The sequence below is a fragment of the Leifsonia naganoensis genome (genome assembly GCF_013410615.1).
GTDB classification, from domain to species: Bacteria; Actinomycetota; Actinomycetes; order Actinomycetales; family Microbacteriaceae; genus Leifsonia; species Leifsonia aquatica.
The window spans coordinates 3620810-3638683 of sequence record NZ_JACCHJ010000001.1; the positions used below are offsets into that span (position 1 = coordinate 3620810).

The 17874-nt window shown below is 70.9% G+C and carries 18 protein-coding genes; all 18 read left to right on the plus strand.

All coding sequences use genetic code 11. From position 1 onward, the window contains the following. Positions 1 to 56 precede the first annotated feature (56 nt). The 18 genes from mltG (at position 57) to gmk (ending at position 17836) form a co-directional block, all read left to right on the plus strand. On the plus strand, positions 57 to 1493 hold the full coding sequence (gene mltG, locus HNR14_RS17435) for an endolytic transglycosylase MltG (RefSeq protein WP_179702008.1): 1437 nt from the start codon (positions 57 to 59) through the stop codon (positions 1491 to 1493). Beyond that, positions 1486 to 2625: a shikimate dehydrogenase gene (locus HNR14_RS17440; RefSeq protein ID WP_179702009.1), complete on the plus strand. Its 1140-nt coding sequence runs from the start codon at positions 1486 to 1488 to the stop codon at positions 2623 to 2625. Before mltG ends, HNR14_RS17440 begins: the two co-directional genes overlap by 8 nt. A gap of 50 nt (positions 2626 to 2675) precedes the next feature. Then, entirely contained in the window at positions 2676 to 3884 is a 1209-nt protein-coding gene (gene aroC, locus HNR14_RS17445; RefSeq protein WP_179702010.1) for a chorismate synthase, read from the plus strand. Between the two features lie 5 nt (positions 3885 to 3889). Continuing rightward, positions 3890 to 4387, plus strand: a complete 498-nt coding sequence (locus tag HNR14_RS17450; protein WP_179702011.1) for a shikimate kinase — start codon at positions 3890 to 3892, stop codon at positions 4385 to 4387. Beyond that, on the plus strand, positions 4384 to 5469 hold the full coding sequence (gene aroB / locus HNR14_RS17455; RefSeq protein WP_179702012.1) for a 3-dehydroquinate synthase: 1086 nt from the start codon (positions 4384 to 4386) through the stop codon (positions 5467 to 5469). Before HNR14_RS17450 ends, aroB begins: the two co-directional genes overlap by 4 nt. Then, positions 5469 to 5861, plus strand: coding sequence for a hypothetical protein (locus HNR14_RS17460; RefSeq protein WP_179702013.1), 393 nt, complete (start codon positions 5469 to 5471; stop codon positions 5859 to 5861). The genes aroB and HNR14_RS17460 overlap by 1 nt, the downstream gene beginning before the upstream one ends. A gap of 5 nt (positions 5862 to 5866) precedes the next feature. Then, positions 5867 to 6304: a type II 3-dehydroquinate dehydratase gene (locus HNR14_RS17465; protein ID WP_179702014.1), complete on the plus strand. Its 438-nt coding sequence runs from the start codon at positions 5867 to 5869 to the stop codon at positions 6302 to 6304. A 104-nt stretch (positions 6305 to 6408) separates the two neighbouring features. Beyond that, entirely contained in the window at positions 6409 to 6972 is a 564-nt protein-coding gene (gene efp, locus HNR14_RS17470; protein WP_021762400.1) for an elongation factor P, read from the plus strand. Next, positions 6972 to 7391 carry a transcription antitermination factor NusB gene (nusB, locus tag HNR14_RS17475; protein ID WP_021762399.1) on the plus strand — a complete coding sequence of 140 codons (420 nt, stop codon included), beginning with the start codon at positions 6972 to 6974 and terminating at the stop codon, positions 7389 to 7391. Before efp ends, nusB begins: the two co-directional genes overlap by 1 nt. A gap of 27 nt (positions 7392 to 7418) precedes the next feature. Beyond that, positions 7419 to 8126, plus strand: coding sequence for a DsbA family protein (locus tag HNR14_RS17480; protein ID WP_343064527.1), 708 nt, complete (start codon positions 7419 to 7421; stop codon positions 8124 to 8126). Positions 8127 to 8205: 79 nt separating this feature from the next. Beyond that, complete coding sequence (gene pyrR, locus HNR14_RS17485; protein ID WP_179702015.1) at positions 8206 to 8790, plus strand: bifunctional pyr operon transcriptional regulator/uracil phosphoribosyltransferase PyrR; 585 nt, start codon at positions 8206 to 8208, stop codon at positions 8788 to 8790. Further along, positions 8787 to 9737, plus strand: coding sequence for an aspartate carbamoyltransferase catalytic subunit (locus tag HNR14_RS17490; protein WP_021762396.1), 951 nt, complete (start codon positions 8787 to 8789; stop codon positions 9735 to 9737). Before pyrR ends, HNR14_RS17490 begins: the two co-directional genes overlap by 4 nt. A gap of 7 nt (positions 9738 to 9744) precedes the next feature. Continuing rightward, positions 9745 to 11067, plus strand: coding sequence for a dihydroorotase (locus HNR14_RS17495; RefSeq protein WP_179702016.1), 1323 nt, complete (start codon positions 9745 to 9747; stop codon positions 11065 to 11067). Beyond that, a complete protein-coding gene (locus HNR14_RS17500; protein WP_021762394.1) occupies positions 11060 to 11605 on the plus strand; it encodes a PH-like domain-containing protein in 546 nt (181 codons plus the stop codon). Before HNR14_RS17495 ends, HNR14_RS17500 begins: the two co-directional genes overlap by 8 nt. A 1-nt stretch (position 11606) precedes the next feature. Continuing rightward, the gene (gene carA / locus HNR14_RS17505) at positions 11607 to 12770 is read left to right on the plus strand and encodes a glutamine-hydrolyzing carbamoyl-phosphate synthase small subunit (RefSeq protein ID WP_179702017.1); all 1164 of its coding nucleotides are present in this window, start codon (positions 11607 to 11609) and stop codon (positions 12768 to 12770) included. Continuing rightward, entirely contained in the window at positions 12770 to 16048 is a 3279-nt protein-coding gene (carB, locus tag HNR14_RS17510) for a carbamoyl-phosphate synthase large subunit (protein ID WP_179702018.1), read from the plus strand. Before carA ends, carB begins: the two co-directional genes overlap by 1 nt. Beyond that, entirely contained in the window at positions 16045 to 16917 is an 873-nt protein-coding gene (gene pyrF, locus HNR14_RS17515) for an orotidine-5'-phosphate decarboxylase (RefSeq protein WP_179702019.1), read from the plus strand. Before carB ends, pyrF begins: the two co-directional genes overlap by 4 nt. Beyond that, positions 16910 to 17836 carry a guanylate kinase gene (gene gmk, locus HNR14_RS17520; protein WP_179702020.1) on the plus strand — a complete coding sequence of 309 codons (927 nt, stop codon included), beginning with the start codon at positions 16910 to 16912 and terminating at the stop codon, positions 17834 to 17836. Before pyrF ends, gmk begins: the two co-directional genes overlap by 8 nt. The last annotated feature ends 38 nt before the right edge of the window (positions 17837 to 17874 follow it).

Genomic DNA, 17874 nt, shown 5'->3' on the forward strand with positions numbered 1-17874 from the left:
AGAACCCCGAGGATCGACCGGAACCCCCCGTCTTCCCGGCCGTCAACCGGCAGCCGATGACCCGTCGCGAAGCGCGGGCGGCCCGGGAGGCGCGCGGCGCCGATGAGAGCGGCGAGACCCCGCAGCCGCAGCCGTTGCCGCACGAGGATGTGCCCGCTCCGGAGGCCGACCACCGCGACGCGCTCGATCGTCTCGACTTCGACGCGGTGATCACCGGACCCATCGCACGCGTCGAGCAGCCCGAGCGCGAGACCGTGGGCGCTGCCGTCCGTCACGGTTCGGACGACGTCGAGGCCGATCATCCCGCCCGCGTCCTCTTCGGCGCGCTCGGAAGCGAGCCGGAATCCGACGATCCTGCACCGCCGACGGGGGAGTCGCCTCTCGCCTGGCGGCAGCAGAACTATCTCTCGCACGCCGAGCCGAAGCGTAAGCGGCGTTGGATCAAGCCCCTCGTGGTCGTGGTCGTCATCGTGGGGATCCTCGGCGGCATGGTGGCCGTGGCGTACTCGATCTTCCAGCCTCAGGTGGCGCAGCTGGTCAACGCCCTCACGCCGAAGGACGACGACTACGCCGGCGACGGCACCGGCGAGGTGATGTTCAGCATCGTCTCTGGCGACACCGGGTCGGACATCGCCACGAACCTCCATAAGGCGGGCGTCACCAAGTCCTACGATGCCTTCTACTCCCTGCTGCTGCGTCAGAAGCCCGAGCCGGAGTTCCAGCCGGGCGTGTTCAAGATGAAGAAGCAGATGAGTGCGAACGCCGCGCTCATCGCTCTGCAGGACACGGCGAACCGAGTCGAGAACACGGCCGTCATCCCCGAGGGGACCGCAGAGGTCGACATCCTCCAGACCGTGTCCGACGCGACGAAGATCCCGCTGGCCGATCTGCAGGCGGCTGCGGCGAATCCCGCCGACTACGGACTGCCCGCGGAGGCGAAGACCCTCGAGGGCTTCCTCTTCCCGGCGACCTACACGTTCGCTCCCGGGACCACGGCGCACGACGCGATCAAGACCATGGTCGACCGGATGTTCCAGTCGCTCGACGCCGCCGGGGTGGCACCCGCCGACCGCTGGAACACGGTCGTGCTCGCGTCCATCGTCCAGCGAGAAGCCGGCCTGAAGGACGACTACCCGAAGGTGGCGCGCGTCTTCCTCAACCGCATCGCCCAGGGCTGGGATCTGCAGTCCGACGCGACGGTGGCGTACGGCACGGGCAACACGCACCGGGTGGAGACGACGGACGCGGAGCGCGCGGACGCGAGCAACCCCTACAACACCTATGTGCACCCCGGCCTGCCGGTCGGGCCCATCTCGAACCCGGGCGACCTCGCGATCAACGCGGTCGTGCACCCGGCGGACGGCCCGTGGATGTTCTTCGTGACGTGGAACCTCGAGACCGGCGAGACCATCTTCTCGACCACCGAGGCCGAGCACGAGGCCGCGGTGGCGAAATGGCAGCAATGGATGAAGGACAACCCCGGCTATGAGTGACACCCCGCAGACCCCCCGCGAGCCAGAAGAGACGCCGGACGCCGAGGTGTCGCTCGAAGACGGTGTCTCGGAGGCCGGCGCCGAGGCGTCGATCGCCGCACTCGTCGAGGCCGAGCGTGAGACTCAGGCCGAAGAGGCCGCGGTCGCCGAGGCGGAGGCGGCCGAAGAGCGGGAAGAGCCCGCAGACGCCGAGCCGGAGGCGGTCGCGGAGCCCGAGCCCGCGCCCGCTCCCGCGAAGAAGGCGCCTGCCGCGGCGAAGAAGACGGCGCAGCCGAAGCCTCTCGCGCTGGCCGTGCTCGGTTCGCCCATCGCGCACTCGAAGTCACCGGCGCTGCAGAAGGCCGCGTACGGCGTCCTGGGCCTCGACTGGTCCTACGAGCCCATCGAAGTGACCGAGGACGCCCTTGCCGATTTCGTCGACGGTCTGGGGGAGGAGTGGCGCGGCCTGTCCCTCACGATGCCGCTCAAGAAGGCGGTGCTGCCGCTGCTCACCGAGATCGACCGGGTGGCGGAGCAGACCGGGGCCGCAAACACCGTCCTCTTCGACGGGGAGTCCGTCCGCGGCTTCAACACCGATGTGGCGGGCATCGTCCGCGCCCTCGCCGGCGCCGGAGTGACGTCCGCCCACCACGTCCACATCCTGGGCGGCGGAGCGACCGCGGCGTCCGCCCTCGTGGCCGCGGCGGAGCTGGGCGCGGAGCGGGTGGACGTGCATGTGCGCGACCTCACGCGCAGCGTCTGGCTCGAGCCGCTGGCCCACGAGCTCGGCCTCATGGTGCGCCTGCGCTCGCTCGCCCAGGCGGACCGCTCGCTCGACATCCCGGAGCTCGTCATCAGCACCCTCCCGGGCGGTACGCGTCCCGAGGTGCTCTACACCGACTCCACCCGCCGCCGGGCCGTCCTGCTCGACGTGGCGTATGAGCCGTGGCCGACCCCGCTGGCATCGGCGTGGGGCGCGGTCGGCGGCACGGTCGTCTCCGGGCTCTCGATGCTGGTGCACCAGGCGCTCCTGCAGGTGCGGATCTTCGTGTCCGGCGATCCGCTGGAGCCTCTGGCCGACGAGGATGCCGTGCTCGCGGCGATGCTCGACGCGGTCGGGATCGACGCGGCGGGCGTTCCGCTGGAGGCCTGACCGCCGTCACAGGGCGCGGACGCCCCCGGTCGCTGTGCCACAATCGAAGCATGCTTCGTTGGCTCACGGCCGGGGAATCCCACGGCCCCGAACTCATCGCCGTCCTGGAGGGTCTCCCTGCCGGGGTCCCGGTCTCGCTCGACGCCATCCGCGCCGACCTGGCCCGCCGCAAGCTCGGCTATGGTCGCGGCGCGCGGATGAAGTTCGAGCAGGACGCGCTGGACATCTCCGGCGGCGTCCGTCACGGGTCCACCCTCGGCAGCCCCATCGCCCTGCGCATCGGCAACACGGAGTGGCCGAAGTGGGTCGACGTGATGAGCGCCGAGCCGGTCGAGCCGGAGAAGCTCGCCGGCGGTCGCGCTGCGGCGCTGACGCGTCCGCGCCCCGGGCATGCCGATCTGGTCGGGATGCAGAAGTACGGTTTCGACGAGGCACGTCCGGTCCTGGAGCGCGCCAGCGCCCGAGAGACCGCCGCACGTGTCGCACTCGGCGCCATCGCGCGCTCGTTCCTCGCCGAGCTGGGGATCACCTTGGTCAGCCACACGCTGTCGATCGGTCCCGTGCGCGTCCCCGAGGGCTCGCCGCTGCCGACGCCCTCCGATGTCGACACGCTCGACGCGGATCCGCTGCGGTGCTTCGACCCCGCCACGTCCGAGCGGATGGTGGCCGAGGTCGACGCCGCCCACAAGGACGGCGACACCCTCGGCGGCGTCGTCGAGGTGCTCGCGTACGGCGTCCCGCCGGGACTCGGCTCGCACGTGCACTGGGACCGCCGGCTCGACGGCCAGCTCGCCGCCGCGCTCATGGGCATCCAGGCGATCAAGGGCGTGGAGGTCGGCGACGGCTTCCTGACGACGACGCGCCGCGGCTCCGAGGCCCACGACGAACTCCTCGCGGAGGACGGCACGATCGTGCGCACCAGCGACAAGGCCGGCGGCACCGAGGGCGGGATGAGCACGGGAACGGTCCTGCGGGTCCGCGCCGGCATGAAGCCCATCGCGACCGTGCCGCACGCGCTGCGCACCATCGACATCGCGACGAGCGAAGCGGCGGCGGCGCACCACCAGCGCTCCGACGTCTGCGCGGTGCCGGCGGCCGGCGTGGTCGCCGAGGCGATGGTCGCCCTCGTGCTCGCCAACTCGGTCCTCGAGAAGTTCGGGGGAGACTCCCTGCCCGAGACGGCCCGCAACCTGCGCGGCTACCTGGACGCCATCCCGCAGAACCTGGCGACCGAGCGCGTCAGCGCGCCCTACGCCTGAACGCCGTGACGATCGTCCTGATCGGCCCGCCGGCGGCGGGCAAGACCCGGCTGGGCAAGCGGCTCGCGAAGCGGCTCGGTCTGGGGTTCGTCGACACCGACGCGCGCGTCGTCGCCGCCCACGGCCCGATCTCCGAGATCTTCGCCGATCACGGGGAGCCGCACTTCCGCGCCCTGGAGCGCGCGGCGGTCGCCGCGGCTCTGGGCGAGGGCGGCGTGGTGTCGCTGGGCGGCGGGGCCGTGCTCGACCTCGACACCCGTGCCGACCTCTCCGGCCGCCGCGTCGTGCTGCTCACGGTGCAGCCGGAGGCCATCGCACAGCGGATCACCGGCGGCAAGCGGCCGCTGGTGTCCGACATCGAATCGTGGAAGCGGCTCGTCGCAGACCGCGCCGAGCTGTACGCATCGCTCGCGGACTACACCGCGGACACCTCGTCCCGTCCGATCGACGCCATCGTGGAAGAGATCGCCCAGTGGGTCGAGCAGGAGGAAGGACACCGATGACCGACGCCGACACCCCCACCGAGATCCTCGTCGCGGGGGACGACCAGTACCCCGTGGTCGTCGGACGCGGCGTGCGCTTCGACCTCGCGGACCACCTGGGCTCCGGGGTGAACAAGGTGCTCCTCGTGCACCCGCCGACCCTGGGCGCCGCGGCCGCCGAGCTGCGCGAGTCGCTGCTCGGCCGCTACGAGGTGCTCCTCGCCGAGGTCCCCGACGCCGAGGCCGCGAAGCGCGTGGAGGTCGCGGCCTTCCTCTGGGGCATCATGGGCCAGGCCGACTTCACCCGCTCGGATGCCGTCGTCGGCTTCGGTGGGGGCGCCGTGACCGACCTCGCCGGCTTCGCCGCCGCGACCTGGCTGCGCGGCGTGAAGCTCGTCCAGGTGCCGACCACGCTGCTCGGGATGGTGGACGCCGCGGTCGGCGGCAAGACCGGCATCAACACGGCGGAGGGCAAGAACCTCGTCGGCGCGTTCTACGCGCCCGCCGCGGTCGTCTGCGACCTCGACACCCTCACGTCCCTGGGGCGCAACGAGATCCTCGCCGGGTTCGGGGAGGTCGTGAAGTACGGCTTCATCGCCGAGCCGGAGATCCTGGACATCATCGAACGCGACGTGGATCTCGCGACGGACCCCGCGTCGCCGGAGTTCCGCCGGCTCGTCGAGCTCTCGATCGGCATCAAGGCGCGCGTGGTGGGGGAGGACTTCACCGAGCAGGGCCTGCGCGAGATCCTCAACTACGGCCACACGCTCGGTCACGCGATCGAGCACGCGGAGCGCTACCAGTGGCGGCACGGCGCGGCCGTCGCCGTCGGCATGGTGTTCGCGGCCGAGCTCGGCCGCCTGAGCGGACGCCTCTCCGACGAGGTCGTGGACCGCCACCGCCGCATCCTGGAGTCCTTGACGTTGCCGACCACGTACCCGCTGGGACGCTGGCAGACCCTCCTCGCGACCATGCAGCGCGACAAGAAGGCGCGCGGCAACCTGCTGCGCTTCATCGTGCTCGACGACATCGGTCGTCCGACCGTGCTCGCCGGCCCCGACCAGAGCCTGCTCTTCGCGGCATACCAGGAGATCGCGTCCTGATGGCCGAGCGGCCGGTGGCGCAGAAGCTGCTGGTGAAGGAGGGTGACGTCCTGCACCTCGACGGGGCGACTCCCGACCTCGCCGCCCTGCTCCAGCCGCTGCCGTCGGGGGTGACCGGGGGCCCGGCGGCCGGGGCATCGGTCGCCGTCGTCTTCGTGCGCACGCGGGCCGAGCTGCTCGAACGGTTCGGCGCGGAGCTGCCCGCCCTGGGCGCTGCCCGCGCCGTCTGGTTCGTCTATCCCAAGGGCAACCGCGCCGACCTCAACCGGGACACCATCATCCAGGAGGCCGGCGCGTTCGGCTGGCGGCCGATCAGCAACGTCTCCGTCGACGACGTGTGGTCGGCGGTGCGCATCCGTCCGCTGACGGACGCCGACGCACCGATAGGGTGAACGGCATGAGCACCGTCCTCGTCCTGAACGGCCCGAACCTCGGCCGCCTCGGCACCCGCGAGCCCGACGTCTACGGGTCGCAGACCCTCGACGACCTCGGTCGGCAGCTCCAGGAGGACGCTCCCGAGCTGCGGATCGACCTGAGGCAGACGGATACCGAGGCGGAGCTGATCGGCTGGCTGCACGACGCCGCCGACAGCGGCGCGCCCGTCATCCTCAACGCGGGCGCGTGGACCCACTACTCGTACGCGCTGCGCGACGCCGTGTCGCTCGTCACCTCGGCCGGCGGAACGGTGATCGAGGTGCACATCTCGAACCCCCACGCCCGCGAGGAGTTCCGCCACACGAGCGTGATCACCGCCGTCTCGACCGGCGTGATCGCGGGATTCGGCTTCGAGTCCTACCGGCTCGCTCTGGCGTACATTCGCCGAAACGGGCGCTGACGTCTAGAATCTTTCCTGGCCGTCGCTTCGCGCGCGGCGATGTGGACCGCTGACGCCCGCGGCATCCACCCGGAACTCTTTCGCAAACTGAATGGATCTCGCGCATGGCATCGACCGCTGACATCAAGAACGGCATCGTCCTCAACATCGACGGACAGCTCTGGAGCGTCATCGAGTTCCAGCACGTGAAGCCGGGCAAGGGTGGCGCGTTCGTCCGCACGAAGCTCAAGAACGTCACGACCGGCAAGACCGTCGACCGCACGTACAACGCCGGCGCCAAGATCGACATCACCAACGTCGACCGCCGCGACTACCAGTACCTGTACCAGGACGGCGCCGACTTCGTCTTCATGGACACCAGCGACTACGACCAGATCACCATCCCGGGCCCGATCGTCGGCGACTCCGCCAACTTCATGCTCGAGAACCAGAACGTGACCGTCGCGCTGCACGAGGGCTCGCCGCTGTACGTCGAGCTCCCCGCCTCGGTCGTGCTGGAGATCACCTACACCGAGCCCGGCCTGCAGGGCGACCGCTCGACCGGCGGCACCAAGCCCGCCACCGTCGAGACCGGCTACCAGATCCAGGTCCCGCTGTTCCTCGAGACCGGCACCCGCGTCAAGGTCGACACCCGCACCGGCGACTACCTCGGCCGCGTCAACGACTAGTGAGCGCCCGGACCAAAGCCCGCAAGCGCGCGCTCGACCTGCTCTACAGCGCCGACCTGCGTCAGACCCCGCTCCGTCAGGCCCTCGCGACCGAGGCCGAGCGTGCGGCGATCGAGCCCGCCCGCGAGGCGTCGTGGCTGTACGCCCGTGAGATCGTCGACGGCGTGATCGACCATCAGGACGAGATCGACGAGCAGATCGAGACCTACGCGCAGGGGTGGACCCTCGTGCGGATGCCCGCCGTCGACCGCGCCATCCTGCGCATCGGCGTGTGGGAGCTGCTCTTCAACGACGCGGTCCCCGAGGGGGTCGCGATCTCGGAGGCCGTCGAGGCCGCCACGGTGCTCTCGACCGACGACTCCGCCGGTTTCGTGAACGGGCTGCTCGCCAAGATCGCCCAAAGTAATACGACCAAGTAGATCCACCGCTCCAACCGAAGGGACGACGTGAAGCGCACTCGCCGCATCCTCGCCGCCACCGTCATCGCCGCCGCACTGTCGATCGGCGTCTCGGCCTGCTCCATGTTCGCCGATACCTCCGTGCCGGTCGCGACCGCCAAGGCGCCCACCGGCGTCGACGGCGCCGTGAACTTCGACGACCGCTACATCTCGGCCGGAACGGGCCAGAAGAAGGCCGACATCTGGTTCGACGCGATGTGCCCGGTCTGCGGCGCCTTCGAGAAGGCGAACGGCGACACCCTCGAGAAGGCGGTGAAGGACGGGTCGATCACGCTGCGCCTCCACCCGCTCACCTTCCTCGACTCCCTCTCGGGCGGCACCGGCTACTCGACCCGTGCGGCGGCGGCGCTCACCTGCGTCGGCGTCCACGACAAGGCCCGCGTGCTCGACTACTACCAGGCGCTGTTCACGGACCAGCCCGAGGAGAACTCGAAGGGTCTGACCGACGACGAGCTCGCGAAGCGGGCCACCGACCTCGGCATCACCGACATCTCCGGGTGCCTCGAGCGCAGCGGTTCGTACCAGGCGTGGGCCCAGGCCAACACCGCGCACTCGCAGAGCGGCCCGATCGAGGTGGACGGCAAGAAGGTCCTCGACAAGATCGAGGGCACGCCCACGGTCCTCGTCGACGGCAAGCAGTTCACGGGGAGCATCAGCGACGCGGCCGCGTTCGAGAAGTTCCTGAACGACAAGTGATCGGGGCCGGGCTGATATGCTCGGATCTCGGTAGACATCCTTTAATGAGCCGTCCTGTGAGGCGGGGAAGGAGGTCGGCATGACAGTGCGCACCGTGCTGCAACAGGCTGACATCACCCGGGCATTGACCCGGATCTCCCACGAGATCCTGGAGTCGAACCGGGGCACGAACGATCTGGTGATCCTGGGGATCCCGACGCGCGGCGTCGAACTCGCCCGCCGGATCGCCGAGACCATCCAGCGCATCGAGCCGCAGGCCGTCGCGTCGCCCGCCGAGATCGTCGGCGCGCTCGATGTGACGATGTACCGCGACGACCTCGCCCGCAACCCGATCCGGACTCCGCAGCCCACGTCGCTGCCGACCTCGATCGACGGCAAGACGGTCGTGCTCGTGGATGACGTGCTCTTCTCGGGCCGCACCATCCGCGCGGCGCTGGACGCGCTGAACGACCTGGGCCGCCCGCGGGCCGTGCGCCTGGCGGTGCTCGTCGACCGCGGTCACCGCGAGCTCCCGATCCGCGCGGACTACGTGGGCAAGAACCTGCCCTCCGCGGCGTCTGAGCGCATCTACGTGCGCCTGGAGGGCGTCGACGGGCAGGAGTCGGTGACCATCGAGTCGCCGACGGATGCAGGCGCTCCCGACGGGGCGGAGGCCGGCGCATGAGGCACCTGCTGTCGACCAAGTCCCTCTCCCGCGAGGACGCGATCCGGCTGCTCGACGTCGCCGAGGACATGGCGGACGTGCAGGAGCGCGAGGTGAAGAAGCTCCCGACGCTGCGGGGCAAGACGGTCGTGAACCTCTTCTTCGAGGACTCGACCCGCACCCGCATCTCGTTCGAGGCGGCCGCCAAGCGGCTCTCCGCCGACGTCATCAACTTCTCCGCGAAGGGGTCGAGCGTCTCGAAGGGCGAGAGCCTGAAGGACACCGCGCAGACCCTGGCCGCCATGGGCGCCGACGCCGTGGTCATCCGCCACGGTTCCTCCGGCGCACCCCAGACCCTCGCGACGAGCGGCTGGATCGACGCCGGGATCGTGAACGCCGGCGACGGGATGCACGAGCACCCCACGCAGGCGCTGCTCGACGCGTTCACCATGCGGCGGCGCCTCCACGGCGCGGGATCGCGCGGGCGCGACCTCGACGGCGTCACGGTGACCATCGTCGGCGACATCCTGCACTCCCGCGTGGCGCGGTCCAACGTGTGGCTGCTGCGCACCCTGGGTGCGCAGGTCACGCTGGTCGCGCCGCCGACCCTGCTGCCGGTGGATGTGACCGGCTGGCCGGCGGCGATCGGCTACGACCTCGACGCCGCGATCGACGCCGATCCCGACGTCGTGATGATGCTGCGCATCCAGGGCGAGCGGATGAACGCCGCCTTCTTCCCCAACCCGCGCGAGTACTCGCGGCGCTGGGGCCTGGACGACGAACGGCTCGGGCGCCTGCGCACCGATAGCATTGTGATGCACCCGGGCCCGATGAACCGAGGGCTGGAGATCTCCGCCGCAGCGGCGGACTCGCCGCGCTCGACGGTCAGGGAGCAGGTGGCGAACGGCGTGTCCGTGAGGATGGCGGCGCTCTACCTCCTGCTGTCCGGTGGCGAGCGGGAGGCGTAAGACGACGATGGACGAGAAACTGGCCGAGAAGTATGTGATCGCGGGCGCGACGCTCGCCGACGGCACGCGTGCCGACCTCCTGATCGACGACGGCCGTATCGCGGAGGTGGGCTCCGGCCTCTCCGCCGCGGGCGCGTCGCGGATCGACGCCGACGGGCTCCTGGCGCTGCCGGGACTCGTCGACCTGCACACCCACCTGCGCGAGCCCGGCTACGAGCAGAGCGAGACGGTGCTGACCGGGACGCGGGCTGCCGCTGCGGGAGGCTTCACCGCCGTCTTCGCGATGGCGAACACCTCCCCGGTGGCCGACACCGCCGGTGTGGTCGAGCAGGTCCTGAGCCTGGGGGAGGCCGCGGGGTACGCGACCGTGCGCCCGATCGGGGCCGTGACCGTGGGACTGGAGGGCGAGCGCCTGGCCGAGCTGGGCGCGATGGCCGACTCCCGCGCCCGGGTCCGCGTCTTCTCCGACGACGGCAAGTGCGTCTCCGACCCGCTGCTCATGCGACGCGCCCTCGAGTACGTGAAGGCGTTCGACGGCGTCATCGCCCAGCACGCCCAGGAGCCGCGGCTCACCGTCGGTGCTCAGATGAACGAGGGCGCCCTGTCGGGCGAGCTCGGTCTCGCCGGCTGGCCCGCGGTCGCCGAGGAGTCGATCATCGCGCGGGACGTGCTCCTGGCCGAGCACGTCGGCTCCCGCCTGCATGTGTGCCACGTCTCGACCGCCGGGTCCGTCGACGTCATCCGCTGGGCGAAGGCCCGCGGCATCGACGTGACGGCTGAGGTCACGCCGCACCACCTCCTCCTGACCGAGGAGCTCGCGGCCGGCTACGACGCGCGCTACAAGGTGAACCCGCCGCTGCGCCGCTCCGAGGACGTCGAGGCGCTCCGCGCCGGGCTCGCGGACGGCACGATCGACATCGTCGCGACGGACCACGCCCCGCACCCCGTCGAGTCGAAGGACTGCGAGTGGGATGCGGCCGCGTTCGGGATGGTCGGGCTGGAGTCCGCCCTCTCGGTCGTGCACGCCTCGGTGGTCGGTAACGGCCTCCTCGACTGGGCCGATGTCGCCCGCGTGCTGTCGTCGACCCCCGCACGGATCGGCCGGCTCGCCGGGCACGGGACGCCGATCGAGGCCGGAGCGCCCGCCGAGCTGTTCCTCTACGACCCCACCGCGTCGCGCACGTTCGCGACCGGTGACCTCGCCGGGAAGGGCGTCAACTCGCCCTACCTGTCGATGACCCTCCCGGGGCGCGTCGTCGCGACGTTCCACCGGGGCTACGCGACCGTGCTCGACGGCACGGTCGTCGATCTGGAGGCCGCCCGTGGATAAGTTCCTGCCGACCCTGGGCGTTGCGATCGTCCTCGTCCTCATACTGCTATTGGCCTTCTGGGGCTGGCGACGACGCGGGCGGCGCGACGTGTCCGCGGGCGGCGGCCACCCGGCCCCCGCCCAGCTCGGCGCACCGACCGCCGCGGCCGACGTGCTCTACGTCGCGACCACCAAGGCAGGGGAGCAGCTCGAGCGGCTCGTCCTGCCGGGTCTGACCTACCGCGGGAAGGGATCGCTCAGCGTCTCGCCCGAGGGAGTATCGATCAGGGTCGCCGGCGAGCAGCCCGTCTTCGTGCCCGCCTCGACGCTCACCGGCGTCGGCGCGGCCACCTTCACCATCGACCGGGTGGTGGAGCGGGACGGACTGCTCCGGTTCGGATGGACCACCAGCGGCGGGGTCCCCGCCGACAGCTACTTCCGGGTCGTCGACCCGGCCGGCCGCGACGCGGTGACCGCGGCCATCCAGGACATCCTCCCCGGCGCGACGCCGACGGGGAGCACGACGGGCCCCGAGGGTCCGGAAGATCAGGAGGTGTGACGTGGCGGCGAATCAAGCAGTCCTCGTCCTCGAAGACGGGAAGCGCTACGTGGGCCGGGCCTACGGCGCCACCGGGCGGACGCTCGGCGAAGCGGTCTTCTCGACCGGCATGACCGGCTACCAGGAGACGCTCACCGACCCGTCGTACGCGGGTCAGATCGTCCTCATGACGGCGCCGCACATCGGCAACACCGGCACCAACGACGAGGACATGGAGTCCCGCCAGATCTGGGTCGCCGGTTACGTGGTGCGCGAGCCCAGCCGGGTCGTGTCCAACTTCCGTGCGCAGCGCAGCCTCGACGACGACCTGGTCGCCCAGGGCGTCGTCGGGATCAGCGGCATCGACACCCGTGCGGTCACGCGGCACATCCGCTCGGCGGGCGCCATGCGCGCCGGGATCTTCTCCGGTGCGGACTTCGAGCTCTCGGACAGCGAGCAGCTGGAGCTGGTGCGCAGCGCCGCCGCGATGAGCGGCCGCAACCTGTCGGCGGAGGTGTCGACGGTCGAGCCGTACACGATCCCCGCCGTCGGCGACAAGGTCGGCTCGGTCGCGGTGCTCGACCTCGGCGTGAAGAAGTCCACCCTCGAGAACCTCGCCGGGCGCGGTCTCGACGTGCACGTCCTCCCGCAGCAGGTCTCGGCGCAGGACGTGCTCGACCTCGGCGTCTCCGCGCTGTTCTTCTCGAACGGCCCGGGCGACCCGAAGGCCTCGGACCGTCACGTCGCTCTGCTCCAGGAGACCCTGCGCGCCGGGCTGCCGTACTTCGGCATCTGCTTCGGCAACCAGCTCCTGGGGCGGGCGCTCGGGCTCTCGACCTACAAGCTGCCGTTCGGCCACCGCGGCATCAACCAGCCCGTGCTCGACAAGCGCACCGGCCGGGTCGAGATCACCGCGCAGAACCACGGCTTCGCCGTCCAGGCGCCGATCGACGCCGCGTTCGACTCCCCGGCCGGCTTCGGCCGCGTGGAAGTCAGCCACTTCAGCCTGAACGACAACGTCGTGGAGGGGCTCAACTGCCTCGATCTGAACGCCTTCAGCGTGCAGTATCACCCGGAGGCGGCGGCCGGCCCGCACGACGCCAACTACCTCTTCGACCGCTTCCTCAGCATGATCACCGGTCGCGAGACCGCGGATGCTGAGCCCACCAAGGAGGCCGGCGCCTGATGCCGAAGCGCACCGACATCTCATCCGTCCTGGTCATCGGCTCCGGCCCGATCGTCATCGGCCAGGCCTGCGAGTTCGACTACTCCGGCACCCAGGCGTGCCGGGTGCTCAAGCAGGAGGGCGTCCGCGTCATCCTGGTGAACTCGAACCCGGCCACGATCATGACCGACCCCGACTTCGCTGACGCCACCTACGTGGAGCCGATCACCTGGCAGGTCATCGAGACCATCATCGCCAAGGAGAAGCCGGACGCCATCCTGCCGACCCTCGGCGGCCAGACCGCGCTCAACGCGGCCATGCAGCTGCATGAGCACGGGATCCTCGAGAAGTACGGCGTCGAGCTCATCGGCGCGAAGTTCGAGGCGATCCAGAAGGGCGAGGACCGCCAGATCTTCAAGGAGCTGGTCATCGAGGCCGGCGCCGAGGTGGCGCGCTCGCACATCGCCCACACGGTGGAGGAGGCGCTCGAGTACGCCGAGGACCTCGGCTACCCGCTCGTCGTCCGCCCGTCGTTTACCATGGGCGGCCTCGGTTCGGGCTTCGCGTACACGCCGGACGAGCTGCGCCGCATCGTCGGCGACGGCATCCACCAGAGCCCGACCAGCGAGGTGCTCCTCGAGGAGTCCATCCTCGGCTGGAAGGAGTACGAGCTCGAGCTCATGCGCGACACCTCCGACAACACGGTGGTCGTCTGCTCGATCGAGAACGTGGACCCGGTCGGCGTGCACACCGGCGACTCGATCACGGTCGCGCCCGCGCTCACGCTGACGGACCGCGAGTACCAGAAGCTGCGCGACATCGGCATCGACATCATCCGCGCGGTCGGCGTCGACACCGGCGGCTGCAACATCCAGTTCGCGGTGAACCCGGAGAACGGGCGCATCATCGTCATCGAGATGAACCCGCGCGTCTCGCGCTCGTCCGCCCTGGCGTCGAAGGCGACCGGCTTCCCGATCGCGAAGATCGCGGCGAAGCTGGCCATCGGCTACCGCCTCGACGAGATCCCGAACGACATCACCGGCGTCACCCCGGCGAGCTTCGAGCCGACCCTCGACTACGTCGTGGTCAAGGTCCCGCGGTTCGCGTTCGAGAAGTTCCCGGCCGCCGACCCGACGCTCACGACGACCATGAAGTCGGTCGGCGAGGCGATGGCCATCGGCCGCAGCTTCTCGTCCGCGCTGCAGAAGGCGCTCCGCTCGCTCGAGAAGCGCGGCTCGTCGTTCCACTGGGGTGCGGAGGCGCGCACCGTCGAGGAGCTGCTGGAGACCATCCAGACGCCCACCGACGGCCGCATCGTCGACGTGCAGCAGGCGCTCCGCCTCGGCGCGACCCCGGAGCAGGTCTTCGAGTCGACCAAGATCGACCCCTGGTTCATCGACCAGATCGTCCTGATCAACGAGGTCGCCGAGCAGATCCGCGACGCGGACACCCTCGACACCGACACGCTTCGCTACGCGAAGGACCACGGCTTCTCCGACGCCCAGATCGGCGAGCTCCGCGGCTTCGGCGAGGCCGACGTCCGGGAGGTGCGCCACATCCTCGGCGTCCGCCCGGTCTACAAGACGGTCGACACCTGCGCGGGCGAGTTCCCGGCGCTCACGCCGTACCACTACTCCAGCTACGACCTGGAGACGGAGGTCGTGCCGAGCGACCGGCGCAAGGTCGTCATCCTGGGCTCCGGTCCGAACCGCATCGGCCAGGGCGTCGAGTTCGACTACTCCTGCGTGCACGCGTCGTTCGCGCTGCACGACGCCGGGTTCGAGACGATCATGATCAACTGCAACCCGGAGACGGTCTCGACCGACTACGACACCAGCGACCGCCTGTACTTCGAGCCGCTGACGCTCGAAGACGTGCTGGAGGTCATCCACGCGGAGTCGCAGTCCGGCGAGCTCGTCGGCGTCGTCGTGCAGCTCGGCGGCCAGACCGCGCTCGGCCTTGCGAAGGGCCTCGAGGCGGCCGGCGTCCCGATCCTCGGCACCACGCCCGAGGCGATCGACCTGGCGGAGGAGCGCGGCCTGTTCGCCGAGATCCTCGACAACGCCGGACTGCTCGCCCCGCGCAACGGCACCGCGATCGACTTCCCGAGCGCAGCCCAGGCGGCGGAGCAGATCGGCTACCCCGTGCTGGTCCGCCCGAGCTTCGTGCTCGGCGGCCGCGGCATGGAGATCGTCTACGACACCCCGTCGCTCGCCGACTACTTCGAGCGTGTCGCTGGCCAGGGGATCGTCGGACCGGCGCACCCGCTGCTGGTCGACCGCTTCCTCGACGACGCGATCGAGATCGACGTCGACGCGCTCTTCGACGGCGACCGGCTCTACATCGGCGGCGTGATGGAGCACATCGAGGAGGCCGGCATCCACTCCGGCGACTCGAGCTGCACCCTCCCGCCGATCACGCTCGGCCGGCGCGAGATCGACCGCGTCCGCGAGGCGACGCTCAAGATCGCGCAGGGCATCGGCGTGCGCGGGCTGCTGAACGTGCAGTTCGCGATCGGCGCCGGCGTGCTCTACGTGCTGGAGGCCAACCCCCGCGCGTCGCGCACCGTGCCGTTCGTCTCGAAGGCGCTCGGCATCCCGCTGGCGAAGGCCGCCTCCCGGATCATGGTCGGCGACACCGTCGACGGCCTGATCGCGGAGGGCATGCTCCCGGAGCAGGACGGCTCGGTCATCCCGATGGACTCCCCGGTGGCGGTGAAGGAGGCGGTGCTGCCGTTCAAGCGGTTCCGCACCCGCGACGGCAAGATCGTCGACTCCGTGCTCGGCCCGGAGATGCGCTCGACCGGAGAGGTCATGGGCATCGACAAGGACTTCCCGACCGCGTTCGCGAAGAGCCAGGCCGCGGCCTACGGCGGCATGCCGCTCACGGGGACCGTGTTCGTCTCGGTCTCGGACCGCGACAAGCGCGCCATCGTGCTCCCCGTGCTGCGGCTGAAGCAGCTCGGCTACGAGATCCTCGCCACGGAGGGCACCGCGGAGGTGCTCAACCGCAACGGCATCGAGGCGCGGGTCGTGCGCAAGTACAGCGAGTCGCCGGACGATTCGATCGTCGACCTGATCACCCGCAGCGCGGTGGACGTCGTGATCAACACGCCGAGCGGCGGTACCTCGCGCGCCGACGGCTACGAGATCCGCGCGGCCGCGGTGGCGGGGGACAAGCCGCTCTTCACGACCATCGCCGAGCTGAGCGCCGCCGTCGCCTCCCTCGACGCCGTGCGCGAGGGCTTCGAGGTGACGTCGCTGCAGGAGTACGCGCTGCAGCGGGCGTCGCGCGCATGACCGCTGTCGGTGCAGCGTTCGGCGACCGCCTCGCGGAGGCGTTCGCCGAGCGCGGCCGGCTGTGCGTCGGCATCGACCCGCACGCGCACCTGCTCGCCGACTGGGGCCTCCCGGCCTCGGCGGCGGGCGTGCGCGAGTTCGGGCTGATCGCGGTGGAGGCCGCGGCCGGGCGGGCCGGGCTGGTCAAGCCCCAGGTGGCGTTCTTCGAGCGCTTCGGGTCCGCGGGCTACGCCGCGCTGGAGGAGGTCATCGCCGCCGCGCGTGCCGCCGGCCTCCTGGTGATCGCCGACGCGAAGCGCGGCGACATCGGCACCAGCGTGACCGCGTACGCGGAGTCCTGGCTCACGCCGGGGTCGCCGCTGGAAGCGGACGCCCTGACGGTCTCCGCCTTTCAGGGCGTGGGGTCGATCGCCGAGCCGATGCGCCTCGCCGAGGAACACGGCAAGGGCCTCTTCGTGCTCGCGGCGACCTCCAACCCGGAGGCCGCGGTCGTCCAGCAGGCCGTCGTCGCCTCCGGACCGCGTGCCGGGATGACCGTCGCGCGTGCGATCATCGAAGACGTGCACGAGTTCAACCAGCAGCAGCCGCCGCACGCCTACGGCACCGTCGGGCTGGTGCTCGGCGCGACCGTGGACCTCGCCGCCTACGGCATCGACACGGCGGGTGCACCGGTCACGCCGGCCTTCCCCGTCCTCGCGCCGGGCTTCGGCCACCAGGGCGCGCGCGTCGAGGACGCTCCGCGCCTGTTCGGCACGCTGTCGCCGGGCGTGATCGTGAGCGAGTCCCGCGGCGTGCTCAGCGCCGGTCCGCGCGACCTCGCCGACGCCGTTGCGCACCGCGCCGAGGAGGTGCGCGCCAGCCATGGCTGAGACCGCCTCCCGCCGTCCGGCCCCGCCCGACGTCGACCGCCGTGCCGCCTCCGAGGCGGCCGTCGCGGCCCGTCGCGCCCGCGCCGCGGTGAAGAAGTCGATCGCCTCGCGCGAGGTGTCGCCCCTCACCGTGCTCGATCACGCCACCGCCCAGCCGGACGGCGTCGAGGGCCGTCTGCGGGTGACGGAGTTCCTGCTCAGCGTCCCCGCCATCGGCACCACCAAGATGAACGAGGCCCTGGCGAAGCTGGGCATCTCGCCCGCCAAGCGGCTCGGCGGCCTCGGCCGTCACCAGCGGCTGCGCCTGCGCGACTTCCTCATCGAGCGCGAGAACAAGGCCGGACGTCAGCGCAACCAGCTCGTCGTCCTGGCCGGCCCGACCGCGGTCGGCAAAGGCACCGTCTCGACGTACATCCGCGAGAACTACCCGGACGTGCTGCTCTCGGTCTCGGCGACGACCCGTGCCCCGCGGCCCGGGGAGGTCGACGGCGTGAACTACTACTTCGTCGACGACGAGGAGTTCGACCGGATGATCGAGGAGGGCGAGCTTCTCGAGTACGCGACGGTCCACAACGCGTACCGCTACGGCACGCCGCGCGGACCGATCGAGAAGGCGCTGGACGACGGCAAGAGCGTGCTGCTCGAGATCGACCTGCAGGGCGCGCGGAGCGTTCGGGAGAGCATGCCCGAGGCGCGACTCATCTTCCTGCTGCCTCCGACGTGGGAGGAACTGGTGCGCCGGCTCATCGGCCGGGGCACCGAGGACTCCGCCGAACAGGCGCGCCGGCTGGAGACCGCGAAGGTCGAGCTGGCCGCCCAGGACGAGTTCGACCACCGCGTCGTGAACCACGACGTCGCCGAGGCGGCCCGCGAGGTCGTAGACTTGATGAAGGTCCGCGCGGCGCCGTCGCGTCCGTAGACCGCCATCGTCGCGCCGCACCCGGCGCCGGCCGACGC

Excerpts from the sequence above, each read along its gene's own strand:
- mltG (WP_179702008.1), top strand. The coding sequence starts at position 57 with ATGACCCGTCGCGAAGCGCGGGCGGCCCGGGAGGCGCGCGGCGCCGAT.
- HNR14_RS17440 (WP_179702009.1), top strand. The coding sequence starts at position 1,486 with ATGAGTGACACCCCGCAGACCCCCCGCGAGCCAGAAGAGACGCCGGAC.
- aroC (WP_179702010.1), top strand. The coding sequence starts at position 2,676 with ATGCTTCGTTGGCTCACGGCCGGGGAATCCCACGGCCCCGAACTCATC.
- aroB (WP_179702012.1), top strand. The coding sequence starts at position 4,384 with ATGACCGACGCCGACACCCCCACCGAGATCCTCGTCGCGGGGGACGAC.
- HNR14_RS17460 (WP_179702013.1), top strand. The coding sequence starts at position 5,469 with ATGGCCGAGCGGCCGGTGGCGCAGAAGCTGCTGGTGAAGGAGGGTGAC.
- HNR14_RS17465 (WP_179702014.1), top strand. The coding sequence starts at position 5,867 with ATGAGCACCGTCCTCGTCCTGAACGGCCCGAACCTCGGCCGCCTCGGC.
- efp (WP_021762400.1), top strand. The coding sequence starts at position 6,409 with ATGGCATCGACCGCTGACATCAAGAACGGCATCGTCCTCAACATCGAC.
- pyrR (WP_179702015.1), top strand. The coding sequence starts at position 8,206 with ATGACAGTGCGCACCGTGCTGCAACAGGCTGACATCACCCGGGCATTG.
- HNR14_RS17490 (WP_021762396.1), top strand. The coding sequence starts at position 8,787 with ATGAGGCACCTGCTGTCGACCAAGTCCCTCTCCCGCGAGGACGCGATC.
- HNR14_RS17495 (WP_179702016.1), top strand. The coding sequence starts at position 9,745 with ATGGACGAGAAACTGGCCGAGAAGTATGTGATCGCGGGCGCGACGCTC.
- carB (WP_179702018.1), top strand. The coding sequence starts at position 12,770 with ATGCCGAAGCGCACCGACATCTCATCCGTCCTGGTCATCGGCTCCGGC.
- pyrF (WP_179702019.1), top strand. The coding sequence starts at position 16,045 with ATGACCGCTGTCGGTGCAGCGTTCGGCGACCGCCTCGCGGAGGCGTTC.
- gmk (WP_179702020.1), top strand. The coding sequence starts at position 16,910 with ATGGCTGAGACCGCCTCCCGCCGTCCGGCCCCGCCCGACGTCGACCGC.